At 60.8% G+C, this 14,661-nt stretch carries 12 protein-coding genes; 6 read left to right on the top strand and 6 right to left on the bottom strand.

Annotated features, from left to right (window positions below; genetic code table 11):
- Positions 1-221: 221 nt before the first annotated feature.
- Positions 222-719 (bottom strand): DUF934 domain-containing protein, encoded by a 498-nt coding sequence (locus INR99_RS04485; protein WP_194115120.1) that lies wholly within the window; start codon positions 717-719, stop codon positions 222-224.
- The gene (locus tag INR99_RS04480) at positions 716-2,404 is read right to left on the bottom strand and encodes a nitrite/sulfite reductase (RefSeq protein WP_194115118.1); all 1,689 of its coding nucleotides are present in this window, start codon (positions 2,402-2,404) and stop codon (positions 716-718) included. Before INR99_RS04480 ends, INR99_RS04485 begins: the two co-directional genes overlap by 4 nt.
- Before the next feature lie 231 nt (positions 2,405-2,635).
- Between INR99_RS04480 and pepN the strand changes: the two genes are divergently transcribed.
- The 3 genes from pepN (at position 2,636) to bfr (INR99_RS04465) (ending at position 6,365) form a co-directional block, all read left to right on the top strand.
- Complete coding sequence (gene pepN / locus INR99_RS04475; RefSeq protein WP_194115117.1) at positions 2,636-5,278, top strand: aminopeptidase N; 2,643 nt, start codon at positions 2,636-2,638, stop codon at positions 5,276-5,278.
- Positions 5,279-5,405: 127 nt separating this feature from the next.
- Positions 5,406-5,876, top strand: coding sequence for a bacterioferritin (bfr, locus tag INR99_RS04470; RefSeq protein WP_194115114.1), 471 nt, complete (start codon positions 5,406-5,408; stop codon positions 5,874-5,876).
- An 18-nt stretch (positions 5,877-5,894) separates the two neighbouring features.
- Positions 5,895-6,365, top strand: coding sequence for a bacterioferritin (bfr, locus tag INR99_RS04465; protein WP_194115112.1), 471 nt, complete (start codon positions 5,895-5,897; stop codon positions 6,363-6,365).
- Between the two features lie 91 nt (positions 6,366-6,456).
- On the opposite strand, the gene INR99_RS04460 is transcribed toward bfr (INR99_RS04465), so the two are convergent.
- Entirely contained in the window at positions 6,457-6,678 is a 222-nt protein-coding gene (locus INR99_RS04460; protein WP_194115111.1) for a bacterioferritin-associated ferredoxin, read from the bottom strand.
- A gap of 347 nt (positions 6,679-7,025) precedes the next feature.
- Between INR99_RS04460 and alaS the strand changes: the two genes are divergently transcribed.
- The 3 genes from alaS (at position 7,026) to trhA (ending at position 10,701) form a co-directional block, all read left to right on the top strand.
- Positions 7,026-9,656, top strand: coding sequence for an alanine--tRNA ligase (alaS, locus tag INR99_RS04455; protein ID WP_194115109.1), 2,631 nt, complete (start codon positions 7,026-7,028; stop codon positions 9,654-9,656).
- A gap of 86 nt (positions 9,657-9,742) precedes the next feature.
- A complete protein-coding gene (locus tag INR99_RS04450) occupies positions 9,743-10,003 on the top strand; it encodes a DUF1653 domain-containing protein (RefSeq protein ID WP_194115107.1) in 261 nt (86 codons plus the stop codon).
- An 80-nt stretch (positions 10,004-10,083) separates the two neighbouring features.
- Entirely contained in the window at positions 10,084-10,701 is a 618-nt protein-coding gene (trhA, locus tag INR99_RS04445) for a PAQR family membrane homeostasis protein TrhA (protein WP_194115105.1), read from the top strand.
- Positions 10,702-10,746: 45 nt separating this feature from the next.
- On the opposite strand, the gene INR99_RS04440 is transcribed toward trhA, so the two are convergent.
- The 3 genes from INR99_RS04440 to INR99_RS17315 all read right to left on the bottom strand — a co-directional run bounded on the left by INR99_RS04440 (position 10,747) and on the right by INR99_RS17315 (position 14,615).
- A complete protein-coding gene (locus INR99_RS04440; protein ID WP_194115102.1) occupies positions 10,747-11,526 on the bottom strand; it encodes a substrate-binding periplasmic protein in 780 nt (259 codons plus the stop codon).
- A gap of 69 nt (positions 11,527-11,595) precedes the next feature.
- Positions 11,596-12,450, bottom strand: a complete 855-nt coding sequence (locus INR99_RS04435; RefSeq protein WP_194115101.1) for a sulfurtransferase — start codon at positions 12,448-12,450, stop codon at positions 11,596-11,598.
- A gap of 179 nt (positions 12,451-12,629) precedes the next feature.
- Positions 12,630-14,615, bottom strand: coding sequence for a glycoside hydrolase family 19 protein (locus INR99_RS17315; protein ID WP_228098083.1), 1,986 nt, complete (start codon positions 14,613-14,615; stop codon positions 12,630-12,632).
- Positions 14,616-14,661: the final 46 nt, after the last annotated feature.

Genomic DNA, 14,661 nt, shown 5'->3' with positions numbered 1-14,661 from the left:
ATATACCCACAGGCAACCAGCAGAAGTCAGCACAAACGGCCATGCCTTCCATCCGGCAGACGGCGAACCGCTATCGCCATCCTCGGCCTGTGGCGGCTCCAGGTAGCCCGCAATAAACACAAAGCCCGTCACATGGACGGGCTTTGCCTGGTTAGCGGGGTATATGCTTACAGCAATTATTCTGAAATGACTGCCGGTCAATACACTCGAATCAACCTGATTTAGCGGCGGCGGAACAGCGGTTGCGGCTGGCCGACGGCGCTCTGATAGAACTCGGTGAAGTCGTCGATCCCCTTGACCGCATCCTCGATGTCCTTGTCAGCCCGCACGACAAAGGCGTTGAAGCCGCAGCGGGCGAGGTAGTTCAGCGTGTCCTTGAACACATCGCCAAACGCGCGCAACTGGCCGGTAAAGCCATATCTTTCACGCAACAGCCGCCCGATCGAGAAACCGCGGCCATCGGTAAAGGCCGGGAATTCAACCGCGATATAGGCGAGCCCAGCCGCCTCATCGCCCAGCACCTCCGGCTCATCCGCCGGCGCAAACCACACGCCAACATCGCCGCGGGCGGTCAGTTCGGCTTTCTGTGCCAGATACTGCGGCAGCGACACGAACACCAGGCCACTGGCCGGAACAGCCGGGAAGCTGCCGTCTTCACCCACGCGCAGGATGGGAGCGTCGCACTCGACAATGGCTTTATCTACGATGATGCGGCTCATGCTTCCACCTCCTTCTTGGCCTTGCCGGCAGGTTTACCTTCGTACACCTTGTTCTTGAACGGGTCTGCGCCAATACGATCAAACGTATCGATGAAACGCTCGTCAGCTTCGCGGTTTTCCACGAAGACCTGGATGATCTTGCTCATCACGTCGGCCATTTCTTCCTGCGCGAACGAGGGGCCAATCACCTTGCCGATCTGGGCATCGGCGCCCTGACGACCTCCCAGCGTGATCTGGTAGAACTCGGCGTTGTTCTTGTCCACGCCCAGAATGCCGATGTTGCCAATGTGGTGGTGACCACAGGCATTGATACAGCCCGAGATGTTGACGTCGATTTCGCCCAGATCGAACAGGTAATCCAGCTCGTCGAAGCGCTCCTGGATCGCCTTGGCGACCGGAATCGACTTGGCGTTGGCCAGCGAACAGAAATCGCCGCCCGGGCAGCAGATCAGGTCAGTCAAGAGGCCGATGTTCGGGGTGGCAAAGCCGATGCGCTTGGCTTCTTCCCACAACGCGAACAGCTCGCTTTCCTTCACATCGGCCAGAATCAGGTTCTGCCCGTGCGAGACACGCAGCTCGCCGAAGCTGAAACGGTCAGCCAGCTCGGCCACGGCCTCCAGCTGCTCGACAGTGGCATCGCCCGGCGGCACGCCGTGCTTTTTCAGGCTGAGGGTCACCGCGGCATAGCCCGGCACCTTGTGCGCGAACACGTTGCGGTCCACCCAGCGCGAGAAGGCCGGGCTGGCCTCGATGGCTGCCAGGAAGGACGGATCGTCGCCTTGCAGGGTTTCGTAGGCCGGGGCCGTGAAGAAGCGGTGATTGCGCGCGATTTCTTCATCGGTGAGCGTCTGCGGGCCGCTCTTCAGATGCGCCCACTCCTGCTCGACCTTGGCGGCAAATGCTTCCGGGGTCATGGCCTTCACCAGAATCTTGATGCGCGCCTTGTACTTGTTGTCGCGACGGCCGTAGCGGTTGTAAACGCGCAGCACGGCATCGAGGTAGGTCAGCAGGTGCTCCGGCTCCAGCCACGGCTTGATCAGATCACCGATCATCGGCGTGCGGCCCAGACCACCGCCGACGTAGATTTCAAAGCCGACCTGGCCCGCGGCATTCAGCTTCACGGTGATGCCGATGTCGTGCACCATGATCGCTGCGCGGTCTTCCTTGGCGCCATTCACGGCGATCTTGAATTTGCGCGGCAGGTGGGCGAATTCGGGGTGGAAGGTCGACCACTGGCGGATGATTTCGCACCACGGCCGCGGATCGACAATCTCGTCGTAGGCCACACCTGCGAACTGGTCGGACGTGGTATTGCGGATACAGTTGCCGGAAGTCTGGATCGCGTGCATCTGGACAGAAGCCAGCTCGGCAAGCATTTCGGGCACATTTTCCAGTGCCGGCCAGTTGTACTGCACGTTCTGGCGGGTGGTGAAATGCACATAGCCCTTGTCGTACTTCGCGGCCAGCTCGGCCAGCTTGCGCACCTGGCGGCTGGTGAGGTTGCCGTAGGGAATGGCGACGCGCAGCATCGGTGCGTGGCGCTGGATATACAGCCCGTTCTGCAGGCGCAGCGGGCGGAATTCGTCATCGGTGAGTTCGCCAGCGAGGTAGCGGCGGGTCTGGTCGCGGTACTGCGCTACGCGCTGGTCCACGATTTTCTGGTCGTATTCGTCGTAGATGTACATCGGATCTGCGCTCTTGGGGCTAGGTTTGGGCTTAGGGTGGCAACTATACCGAGGTTTGCATATAGGTAAAACGAATATTTGCGTCTAAGACGCTCTAAAAAAGCTATATAGAAACGCAAGACTCCCCCTGCTGCTTTGCGGGATCGCAAGCAATGGCACATTCACTGATTGTTACATCCCGATACAGAGGTTAAGCTACGCGGGTTTTGCTTATCGCCAGCTTATCCGGACATGACCGACCGCACCGCCATCCGCCGCCTCGACTACACCGCTCCCGCCTATCTGATTGACCGCACCGATCTGACCTTCGAGCTCAATGAAACCGATACCCGGGTAACCAACCGGCTGGTCATCAAGCGGAATCAAGGGGTCGCGGCTGATACCCCCCTTATTCTTGATGGTGAATCACTGACACTCGAGCTGATCAAGCTCGATGGTGCGCCGCTGCCGGCCAGCGATTATCAGCGCGACGAACAGTGCCTGATCATTCCGGCCATGCCGGAAGAGGCGATTCTGGAAATCGTCACCCGCATCAATCCGGCCAGCAACACCAGCCTGATGGGTCTGTATGTGTCCAGCGGCAATTTCTTTACCCAGTGCGAGGCGGAAGGCTTCCGCAAGATCACCTATTACCTCGATCGCCCTGATGTGATGGCGAAATTCACCACTACGCTGATCGCCGACAAGCAGAAATACCCGGTATTGCTGTCCAACGGCAACCGCGTGGGCAGCGGCGCCATGGACAAGGGGCGCCACTGGGTCAAATGGGTCGACCCCTTCCGCAAACCCGCCTATCTGTTCGCGCTGGTCGCCGGCAAGCTGGTCGTGCAGGCCGATACCCACGTCACCGCCTCGGGGCGCACCGTCGCGGTCGAGGTGTATGTCGAGCCGGGCAATCTGGACAAGTGCGCGCACGCCGTCGCGGCCGCCAAAAAAGCCATGCAGTGGGATGAAGCGCGCTTCGGCCTGGAATATGATCTGGACACCTACATGATCGTCGCGGTCAGCGACTTCAATATGGGTGCGATGGAAAACAAGGGCCTGAATATTTTCAACACGAAGTATGTGCTGGCCAAGCCTGACACCGCGACCGATGCCGATTTCGACGGCATCGATTCGGTGGTCGCGCACGAATACTTCCACAACTGGACGGGAAACCGCGTGACCTGCCGCGACTGGTTCCAGCTGTCGCTGAAAGAAGGCCTCACCGTCTACCGCGACCAGGAATTTTCCAGTGACATCGGCTCGCGTGCAGTGCAGCGCATCCAGAATGTACGTGCCCTGCGCGAGTACCAGTTTGCCGAAGACGCCGGCCCGCAGGCACACCCGGTGCGGCCTGACGAATACCTGGAAATCAACAATTTCTACACCTGGACCGTCTACGAAAAAGGCAGCGAGGTGGTGCGGATGTACGCCACATTGCTGGGTCGCGAGGGCTTCCGCCGCGGCATGGACCTGTATTTCAAGCGCCACGATGGGCAAGCGGTGACCTGCGACGATTTTCGCGCCGCGATGGCGGACGCCAACCACGCCGATCTGGAGCAATTCGCATTGTGGTACAGCCAGGCCGGCACACCGCATCTGGACGTGCATGGCGAGTGGAACGAAGCCGCGCGCAGTTTTACCCTGACCGTGCGCCAGAGCCTGGCTCCGACTCCGGGACAGACCGGTCAGTCGGAGAGGCAACCGATGCACATCCCGCTCGCCATCGCACTGATCGACCGCCGCGGCCAGCCCCTCCCCCTGCAACTGGACGGCGAGGCGCACGGCGGAGAAACAAGCCGCGTACTGGAATTGCGCGCGGAGAAACAGCGCTATACCTTCGTCAACCTGCCCTGCCCGCCGGTACCGTCGCTGTTGCGCGACTTCTCGGCACCGGTCACCTTGGCCTACCCTTACAGCGACGAAGAGCTGGTCTTCCTGATGGCGCATGACGACGACGCGTTTGCGCGCTGGGAGGCCGCCAACACCTACGCGGTGCGCCTGCTGTGCGCACAGTACGCCGCAGTGGCCAGCGGCGGCGCGGTCAGTGTGCCGGCGCAGTTCTGCGAGGCCTTCCGTTCCCTGCTGGCTCACCCGGAGCTGGATCCGGCGCTGGTCGCACTGATGCTGGAGCTGCCGCGCGAAAACTATCTGCTGGAGCAGCTTGCCGATGTGGATCCGGTGCTGCTGGCGCAGACCTGCCAGCAGGTCAAACTGCAACTGGCGCGCGCGCTGCGCCCGCAACTGCTGTTGCGCTACCAGCAGCTCAACGACGGCACGCCCTACCGCTACGATGGCGAACAGGTGGCGCGGCGCAGTCTCAAGAACGTGTGCCTCGATTATCTCGCCGAGCTGGACGAAGGCATGATCGGCGATCTGCTGGCCCAGCAGTATCGCAAGGCCGACAACATGACCGACCGTCTCGCCAGCCTGCGCGCGCTGGTCAACCGCGATGGTGGCGAAGCACAGCTGGCGGATTTCGCCACGCACTGGCAGGCCGATGCCCTGGTCATGGACAAGTGGTTTGCCCTGCAGGCCACCTGCCGCCGTCCGGGCACCCTCTCACGCGTGCAACACCTGCTGGAACACCCGGCCTTTTCGCTGAAAAACCCCAACAAGGTCCGCGCGCTCATCAATGCCTTCTGCCTGCAGAACCTCGCGCACTTCCATTCTGCCGACGGCTACGGCTACGCCTTTGCAGCTGATCGCGTTCTGGAGCTGGATGCCCTCAACCCGCAGATCGCAGCCCGGCTGGCGACGTGCTTCAACCGCTGGACCAAGGTCGACGCCCATCGCCGCCAGCTGATGCGCACCGAACTGGAACGCATCGCCGCGCATGAAGGACTGTCTGGAGACACCTTCGAGATTGTCAGCAAGGCACTGGCCGCATGAGCGGAACGAGAACAGCTATCAATCCTTAAAACACCAATCAAATCAAGGTTGTAATTAACCGCGCAAGGCATACACTTTCCGGCAACGGGCTGCACAGAACGGCCCTGCCACAACCAAGGAGAACCGCATGCAAGGCGACAAGACCGTCCTCGCGCAGCTCAACACCGTCCTCGGCAACGAGCTCACCGCCATCAACCAGTACTTTCTGCATGCCCGCATGTACAAGAACTGGGGCTACAAAGGCCTGAACGACAAGGATTATCACGAGTCCATCGACGCCATGAAGCGCGCCGACAAGCTGATCGAACGCATCCTGTTCCTTGAAGGGCTGCCCAACCTGCAGCAACTGGGAAAGCTCTTCATCGGCGAAAACCCGGTGGAAATGCTGGAGTGCGACCAGCGCCTGGTCAGCGCCCACATTGCCGCCCTGCGCGCGGCGATCACGGCCTGCGAAGCCGCGCAGGATTATGTGAGCCGCGAAGAGCTGACCGAAATGCTGGAGGATGAGGAAGAATTTCTCGACTGGCTGGAAACCCAGCAGACGCTGATCAGGGATATTGGCCTGGCCAACTACCTGCAGTCGCAGATGGGCGAATAAGGAACAAGGAGAGACACCATGCAAGGCAGCAGCAAAGTCATCGAGGCACTCAACGGGCTCCTCGCCGCCGAACTTACCTCGGTCGACCAGTATTTCGTCCACAGCGAGATGTACCGCAACTGGGGGTTTGAGAAACTCTACGAGCGCATTCATCACGAACGCGACGATGAACTCGGCCACGCCACCAGGCTGATCGAGCGCATCCTGTTTCTGGATGGCACCCCCAACGTTGCCGCGCGCACGGCACTGCGCATCGGCGGCGATGTCGAAACCATGCTGAAAAACGATCTGCAGACCGAATACGACGTCGCCGCCGCGCTGAAAGCCGCGATTGCACTGTGCGAAACGGAACGCGATTACGTCACCCGCGAGATGCTGACCACACTGCTGGACGATACCGAGGTCGACCACGCACACTGGCTGGAGCAGCAACTCACCCTGATCAAGCACGTCGGCCTGCCGAATTATCTGCAGTCGCAGATGAGCTGAACGCACTCGCGGCGATCAACAAAAACGGGAAGCCAGGCTTCCCGTTTTTCATTGCGGCGGCCAACCTGCCGCTTGAACAAATTGGATACTGTCAGGCGGCCTGCAAGGCCCGCGCCGGGCTGGGGAACCAGGCCACACTGCTGCTCTTGGCGCAGAGGGCTTCGCTCATCACCTCCCGCGCACAGCTTTCACACTTGCCGCAACAGCTTGCCACGCCGGTCTCGAACTGCAATTCGAGAAAGGAGTCGACCCCGCCTGCGACAGCCTGACGGATCTGTTTGTCGGTGACATTGTTGCAAAGGCAGACGTACATGCGGGGCAATCCATGTGATAACTGTTCTCAATTATTCCTTAACCGGCAGCTTATTAGCAAGCATTCTCATTCGCCATTCATCGGTACTTTGCACACCCCAGCATACATGCGCACCTATGCGTTTACAGGCCATGAATAATCTAGCGAATCAATGCATACCCATACAACCCCAGCAACACCGGCTGCCGTGCCCGGGAACGACAGGCCCTCCGCACACAGGAGCGTGGCCACAACTGCATGCACAACATGCTCCCATGCTGCAGCCCGGGTGGAAGTGCTATCCGCGCACGCCCGAATTCCCGTAAAATTGCCGCCTTTGTTCTCTTTACCATTCAGGTCCGCTTGCCATGAAAGCAGCAGAGATTCGTTCCAAGTTTCTTGAGTTTTTCGCCTCCAAAGGCCACCAGATCGTCAGCTCGTCGAGCCTGATCCCGCACAACGACCCGACGCTGCTGTTCACCAACGCCGGCATGAACCAGTTCAAGGACGTGTTCCTCGGCTTTGACAAGCGCCCGTACAGCCGCGCCACCACTTCGCAGAAATGCGTGCGCGCCGGCGGCAAGCACAACGATCTGGAAAACGTCGGCTACACCGCACGTCACCACACTTTTTTTGAAATGCTGGGCAACTTCAGCTTTGGCGACTACTTCAAGCGCGACGCCATCCTGTACGCGTGGGAGTTCCTGACCAGCCCAGAATGGCTGGGCATTCCGAAGGAAAAGCTGATGGTCACGGTGTATGCGACCGACGACGAAGCCTTTGACATCTGGAACAAGGAAGTCGGCGTACCGGCGGACAAGATCGTGCGCATCGGCGACAACAAGGGCGCGCCATACGCCTCGGACAATTTCTGGCAGATGGGCGACACCGGCCCCTGCGGCCCGTGTACCGAGATTTTCTACGACCACGGCGACCACATCGCCGGCGGCCCTCCGGGCAGCCCGGATGAAGACGGCGACCGCTTCATCGAAATCTGGAACAACGTGTTCATGCAGTTCAACCGTGACGAGTCCGGCACGCTGCATCCGCTGCCCAAGCCCTCGGTCGACACCGGCATGGGCCTGGAGCGCATTTCGGCGGTGATGCAAAAGGTGCACGCCAACTACGAAATCGACCTGTTCCAGCACCTGCTGGCCGCGGCCCAGAAAGCCACCGGCGCGGCGGATGCCGACAGCCCGTCGCTGCGTGTGATCGCGGACCACATCCGCTCCTGCGCCTTCCTGATTGCCGATGGCGCGCTGCCGTCCAACGATGGCCGCGGCTATGTCCTGCGCCGCATCATCCGCCGCGCGGTACGCCACGGCTACAAGCTGGGCCAGAAGGGTTATTTCTTCCACAAACTGGTCGCGCCGCTGGCCGAAGTCATGGGCGATGCCTACCCGGAACTGCGCCAGAAACAGGCGCATATCGAAGATGCGTTGCGTCAGGAAGAGGAAGTCTTCGGCAAGACGCTGGAAAACGGCATGACGCTGCTCGACACCGTACTGGGTGGCGGCCGCCATGTCCTGGATGGTGAAGTGGCGTTCAAGCTGCACGACACCTACGGCTTCCCGATCGACCTGACCGCGGACGTGTGCCGCGAACGCAATGTCACCGTCGACATCGCCGTGTTTGAACAAATGCTGGAAGCCCAGCGCCAGCAATCGAAGGCCGCCGGCAGCTTCAAGATGAGCGCGGGTCTGGCCTACGAGGGCGACGCTTCCTGCTTCCATGGCTATGAGCTGACCAGCCGCGAAGCAAAGGTCATCGCCCTCTACAAAGGCAACGAGCCAGTCAAGGAACTGGCGGCCGGTGACGAAGGCGTGGTCGTACTCGATCACACCCCGTTCTATGCCGAATCCGGTGGCCAGGTCGGCGACCGCGGCGAGATCTTTACCGTCGGTGGCGTGGGCGCACTGTTCGATGTGCTCGATACCCAGAAGATCAAGGCCGACGTCTTCGGCCATCAGGGCAAGCTGGCGCGCGGCAGCCTGAAGGTCGGTGACGACGTCACCGCCACCATCGATCTGCACGCCCGTCGCAACACCGAACGCAACCACAGCGCGACCCACTTGCTGCATGCCGCCTTGCGCGAAGTGCTGGGCAAGCACGTCGAGCAGAAGGGCTCGCTGGTCAATGCCGAGCGCACCCGCTTCGACTTCAGCCACCCCAAGGCTGTCACCGCGGAAGAAATCAGCAAGCTCGAAGCGGTGGTCAATCACGTCATCATGCAGAACTACGCGGTAGACGTGGCCAGCATGAGCTACGACGACGCGATCAAGGCCGGCGCCATGGCGCTGTTTGGCGAGAAGTATGGCGATGAAGTGCGCGTACTGAAGATGGGCGATTTCTCGACCGAACTGTGTGGTGGCACCCACGTGCATCGCACCGGTGACATCGGCTTCTTCAAGATCGTCGCCGAAGGTGGTGTGGCCGCGGGCGTACGCCGCGTGGAAGCGATGACCGGCGAAGGCGCGCTGAGCTTTGTGCAGGGCCTGGATAGCGAGCTGAAGACCGCAACCGGCGTTGCCGGCGCCCAGGCTGGCGAACTGGTCAGCAAGCTGGAACGCCTGCAGGCCGAACTGAAGGCCGCGCAGAAGGAAGTCACCGCACTGAAGGGCCAGATGGCCTTCTCGCAGCTCGACAACCTGATCGGTGTCGGCATGCGCACCATCAATGGCGTGAAGTGCATCGGCAGCAATGTCGAGGGCGTGGATGCCGGCACGCTGCGCGAGATGAGCGATAAATTGATGGATCGCCTGGAAAGCGGTATTGCGCTGCTGGCCGCCACCAGTGACGGCAAGGTCAGCCTGATTGCCCGTGTATCCAAGGATCTGACCGGCAAGGTAAAAGCCGGCGAACTGGTCAATGTCGCCGCGCAGGTTGTCGGCGGCAAGGGCGGTGGCCGCCCGGACATGGCCCAGGCTGGCGGCACCGACACCAGCAAGGTCGCCGAGGCCCTGAAGGCAGCGGCCACCTGGCTGGAAGGCAAGCTGTAATCTTTGCGCCAGCAGCGACAAAAGGCCTCCGCAAGGAGGCCTTTTTCCATACACCACCGCCTATACCACCAAGGGACTTGAAAATAATGGCCGCCAGCCCGATACCCGAAGAAAAACTACCAGCCCGTCCGCCACTGACACTCGGGCGCTACCGGCATTACAAGGGCAATGAGTACGACGTGATTGACCTGGCCCGTCACAGCGAAACACTGGAATGGCTGGTTGTCTACCGCCCGCGGTATGGTGAAGGCGCACTGTGGGTGCGTCCGTATGCGATGTTCATCGAGACCGTTGAGGTTGCCGGCCAGACTGTTGCGCGCTTCGCGCCAGTGGACACTGCCGCATAGTTCCCCAGTCGCGCTGTAAATAGTGCCGAGCCAACCCTGCCGCAAGCGCGCATGATGACGCCCTGTCCCAAGGAACCGTCATGCATTACGGCGAGCGCTTCAACTTCTTCAGCCACCTCGGTGGCACCCTGCTGGCCCTGAGCGGCCTGACCGCACTGGTGGTCAGCGCCAGCCTTGCGGGAGACATCTGGCAACTGGTCAGTTTCAGCATCTACGGCAGCACACTGGTTCTGCTGTACTTGTGCTCGACGCTGTACCACGGTGCCTCCGGGCGCCACAAGGCATTCTTCCAGCGCCTGGATCACTGCGCGATCTACCTGCTAATCGCCGGCAGCTACACGCCATTTACGCTGGTCACGCTGCACGGTGTCTGGGGCTGGACACTGTTCGGCATCAACTGGGGACTGGCGCTCATCGGCATCGCCCAGGAATTGCTGATCGGGCAACGCACCCGGCTATGGTCAATGCTGATCTATGTCACGATGGGCTGGCTGATCGTGCTGGCTGCCGGCCCACTGATCAGCAACCTGGCCACACCTGGCCTGATCTGGTTGCTGGCAGGGGGCCTGATCTACAGCGCGGGCATCTTTTTTTTCCTGAACGACGAGCACATCCGCCACGGGCATGGCATCTGGCACCTCTTCGTGCTCGCCGGCAGCATCTGCCAGTTTGTCAGCGTGCTGTTCTATGTGAACTAGCAAGAAATCAGGGCGTGTGATTATTGCAGTAACCAAGGTGAGCCGCTACTGAGCCTGCTGATTGATCTGGCGCCGGGTTTCATCCAGCATGCGGGCAAATTCACCGCTCTGCTTGAGCTTGGCCAGTCCCGTATTGAACTGCTGCACCAGTTGCCCTCCATCCTGCCGCTGCCGGCTGATCACCACATGCAATGGCGCCGTCCAGTAGGCTTTGTCCTGGCAGCTCAACTGTGTGGTTTCTTCGGGCGCGAGATTGGTCGCCATCAGATAGGGGCCGACCTCGGCATCAATCGGAAAAAGGTCGATGCGCTTGCCCAGCAACTTGCGCAGATTAGCCACATCGCTGCCGGCAAAATCCACCTGCAACACACCACTTTTCTGCAGATTGGTGAAATCGTCCGAGTAATAATTGCCGCTGGTCGCCCCGATGCGATAAGGCGCAAGCTCCTCGAGTGTCTGCCAGGGGTAGCTCTCCCCTTTGCGCTGGCAGAACACCATGCGCAACGCCATGACGGATTCGGTGTAGAACAGATCCTTTTCCCGCTCGGGTGAACGAGCCCAGCCGAAACTGCCATCGTAGAGACCCCGTCGTGGTGCCTCGATCGCACGGTTATTCGGTACGGATTCCAGTTTCACGGCAATATGCTGCTGGGCAAACGCCGCCACCACGACCCGGGTCAGCAAACCCTGATACGGCAGATCCTTACCCATGAAAGGCGGGTACTCCTGCAGAGTCAGGGTAATGCTCTGGGCCGCCCAGACCGGCAGGATCACCAGCCAGGCCAGCAACCCTGCCATGCACCGGAATAAATGCGCAGTATTCATCCTCAGCCCTCCTCCTGCCGGCAAGCTACCTTTCATTGAATCAGATCGGCCGCAGAAAGCCAGCTTTGTCTAGCGGTCGGGAGGCGGCTCGGTGCTGACCGGGTGGAGCGGGTCACTGCACCACTCGCTCCAGGAGCCGGCATACAGCCGGCCTTGCGGCAGGCCGGCAACGGCCAGCGCCAGCTGGTTATGACAGGCGGTCACCCCCGAGCCACACTGATGCACCACGGTCTCCGGCGCGCATTCCCCCAGCACTCCCAGCCACTCGGCAAGCAGTTCGGCGCCCGGTTTGAAGCGGCCGTCCGCCTGCAGGTTATGCATGAAGAAGCGGTTTCGGGCTCCCGGAATATGGCCACCCACCGGATCCAGCGTTTCACCGATGCCGACAAAGCGTTCGGGGCTGCGGGCATCAACCAGCGTGAATTGAGGCACAGCCAGATTGGCTTCGACTTCATCTGCAGTCACAACGCGCGACCAATCGGCCTCCGCACGCAGATCAGTCTGCTGTGCCGGTGGCAATGCCGTACTGACCGGTGCGCCGGCGGCCAGCCAGGCCGGCCAGCCTCCATCCAGCACCTGAACATCGCCCAGTCCCAACCACCGCAGCAACCACCATAGCCGGGCGGCAAACGGGCCGCCAGCTGCATCATAGGCAACCACGTGACTGTCCCTGCCGATGCCGGCTGCGGCCAGTTTCTGCACCAGAGTACGCACATCGGGCAAGGGATGACGGCCATTGCGACCGTTCATCGGGCCAGACAGATCCTCATCGAGGTGCAGGAAAATCGCGCCGGGAATATGCCCCGAAAGGTAGGCCGCACGCCCGGCGGCCGGATTGGCCAGCTCATGCCGGCAGTCAACGATCACCAGTTCCGGCGCACCCAGACGGGTTTGCAGTTCGGACACACTGCTTAGTGGGTACATAACAGCTCCTGCAAAAAGTCATGTAAGCCGCAAGCGTACAAGAAGTCGAAGCCGCTGTCAGGCAAGGCGCGGACGATTGCAGAACCATGCTGCAGAGCAGCGCTGGCACGCCTCTTCACCAGTGCCAAAGCCAAACGGGCTCCCGAAGAAGCCCGTCTGATGGGTGAAGACAATCGCAATTACTTGGTATTGTCCACGGTCACCTGACCATTGAAGAGAACCTTGCCGCGGAAGAAGTAATCCACACAGGACTGATAATCACCCGGCTGGGCAATCGAGAAGGGGGTCTGATAAGCCACCAGACTGCAGGCGTAGCTGGCACCATTCGGATTGGCGGCGTTATAGCCCCAGTTCTTGTCGAGATAGGTCTTGGTCGCTGCCGCGGAGCCTTCCGAGAACGGCCGCATGTTGGCACAGGACAGCTGCTCGCCGCTGATGTCGACATTCAGCACCTTGGCGTATTCCTTGTATGCCGCGATACGGTTCTTGGCCTGCTGTACATCGCTGCCTCCACCACACTCGATGCCACCATTGATGATGTTGATGGTCGCGCCAAAGCCCGGCAGCAAGCCTTGCGACACATCATAGGCATTGGGCTTCCACGTACCATCGACCACCCAGGTCATCGGCGGTTTGGGCGATTGCGGGTAGACGGCAAACCAGATTGCCGAGGCGAAGTTGAGCCAGGTATCGGCAACCTTGCCCGGATTGTCGAGCAGGACGTTCACATCGCCATACAGCGATTTGCTGAACGGGCCGTAGTTGTAGTTGTACGACAGTTGCTTGGAACCACGGCCGAAGTAGTCGAGGTTTTTACCTTGGGCATTCTGCCCGCAGGGATAGAAAATGCCCCAGATCGAGCTGCCTGCGCCCTTGTAGCAATCCTGATAGGCACCGATTGCCGAGCCCTCGTTGTAACCCATTTCGCGCAGATACCACAGCGCCTGGTTCCAGGTCGGAATTGGCGTGTCCTGCGGCATGGTCGCCAGCACCGCGTTGTAATTGTCCGGATAGGCCTTCACGCCAGCCGGGGTCAGTGTTGACCAGCTGGCGCCGGTTTCCTGGGTGAAGTGCGCCAGCGACGTCGCGAGCAGTTTGGCACAGATGGCATCGGCGTTGCGCCCATCGGTGTAGTTGTCGCAATACGCCGGGAATTTGGCGACACCCCGCAGCAGATTGGTGTAGGTATAAGCAACGTTGCGCACCGGCAACAGCTGGTCAAACTTGGCCTGCGGCAGCACCCGCTCGACGCGCAGCACATTATCCGGATTGGCGGCACGCCCCGGTAGAACCGCCTCGACCTCGCTATCCGGGCGCACGCGCAAGGCGGCGCGGATACGTTCAAGCGTACCGGCATCACTGCCCACACCGGTCGCCAGCGCTTGTTCGGCTGCGGCAAACTGGCTGCTGCTCGGGTAGCCTGAGGGCTGCGGAACATACGTAATCTGCGGCTTGTAGGAGGCAACGGGCGAGGGGCTCGGGGTGGCCGTCGGCACCGGAGTTGCTGTCACAGCCGGTGTGGGCGTTACTGTGGATGTGGGTGTTGCCGTAGGCGTGGGTGTTGCCGTAGGCGTGGGTGTTGCCGTAGGCGTGGGTGTTGCCGTAGGCGTGGGTGTTGCCGTAGGCGTTGCGGTACTGCCTGTGCAGGAGCCCAGATCCTTCCACGGGCCCCATTCGGAATTGCTCGGCGTGTCAGTCGTCCACCACTTGGCTTCATAGTTGCGGCCATTGTAGGTCACACGGTTTGGCGACACGTAGGCGGTACCGGATTTCCAGGCCGCATAGCACGTTGCTGCTGGTGCAGGAGTAGCCGTTACCGTCGGAGCAGGGGTTGCCGTCGGAGTAGGACTAGGAGTTGCTGTCGGGGTAGGAGTTGCTGTTGGGGTAGGAGTTGCCGTCGGGGTCGGAGTTGCACTGCTCGGCCCGATCAACCCCCAAAGCGTAGGTGATGCTTCCGGATTCCAGTTGGTACCAACATAGGCGGTGTGAGTCACGAGCGCCTTGTAGTCATTGGACTTGTAGGTCACCACGGTGCCTGCGGTGTAGGTCACGCCTTCCTGCCAGGCGCTGGCGGCCTGGGCAACGCCGGCCAGATATGGCAACGGGGCGAGTGACCCAAGGGCAACCAGGCAGGCAGCTGCAGTGGTTCGCATGCGAATTTTCATAATAGTGCTCCATCAATAGTCGTCAGGCGACGGCGGATGCTGGCCG

This window comes from Chitinilyticum piscinae (genome assembly GCF_015223195.1).
GTDB classification, from domain to species: domain Bacteria; phylum Pseudomonadota; class Gammaproteobacteria; order Burkholderiales; family Chitinibacteraceae; genus Chitinilyticum; species Chitinilyticum piscinae.
The sequence above is the reverse complement of the archived record's forward strand: the minus strand, read 5'-3'. Positions and strand labels throughout refer to the sequence as shown.

Bases quoted from the DNA above. Each gene is read 5' to 3' on its own strand.
- INR99_RS04480 (WP_194115118.1), bottom strand. From the start codon at position 2,404: ATGTACATCTACGACGAATACGACCAGAAAATCGTGGACCAGCGCGTA.
- INR99_RS04460 (WP_194115111.1), bottom strand. From the start codon at position 6,678: ATGTACGTCTGCCTTTGCAACAATGTCACCGACAAACAGATCCGTCAG.
- INR99_RS04450 (WP_194115107.1), top strand. From the start codon at position 9,743: ATGGCCGCCAGCCCGATACCCGAAGAAAAACTACCAGCCCGTCCGCCA.
- pepN (WP_194115117.1), top strand. From the start codon at position 2,636: ATGACCGACCGCACCGCCATCCGCCGCCTCGACTACACCGCTCCCGCC.
- INR99_RS17315 (WP_228098083.1), bottom strand. From the start codon at position 14,615: ATGAAAATTCGCATGCGAACCACTGCAGCTGCCTGCCTGGTTGCCCTT.
- INR99_RS04485 (WP_194115120.1), bottom strand. From the start codon at position 719: ATGAGCCGCATCATCGTAGATAAAGCCATTGTCGAGTGCGACGCTCCC.
- INR99_RS04435 (WP_194115101.1), bottom strand. From the start codon at position 12,450: ATGTACCCACTAAGCAGTGTGTCCGAACTGCAAACCCGTCTGGGTGCG.
- bfr (WP_194115114.1), top strand. From the start codon at position 5,406: ATGCAAGGCGACAAGACCGTCCTCGCGCAGCTCAACACCGTCCTCGGC.
- INR99_RS04440 (WP_194115102.1), bottom strand. From the start codon at position 11,526: ATGAATACTGCGCATTTATTCCGGTGCATGGCAGGGTTGCTGGCCTGG.
- alaS (WP_194115109.1), top strand. From the start codon at position 7,026: ATGAAAGCAGCAGAGATTCGTTCCAAGTTTCTTGAGTTTTTCGCCTCC.
- trhA (WP_194115105.1), top strand. From the start codon at position 10,084: ATGCATTACGGCGAGCGCTTCAACTTCTTCAGCCACCTCGGTGGCACC.
- bfr (WP_194115112.1), top strand. From the start codon at position 5,895: ATGCAAGGCAGCAGCAAAGTCATCGAGGCACTCAACGGGCTCCTCGCC.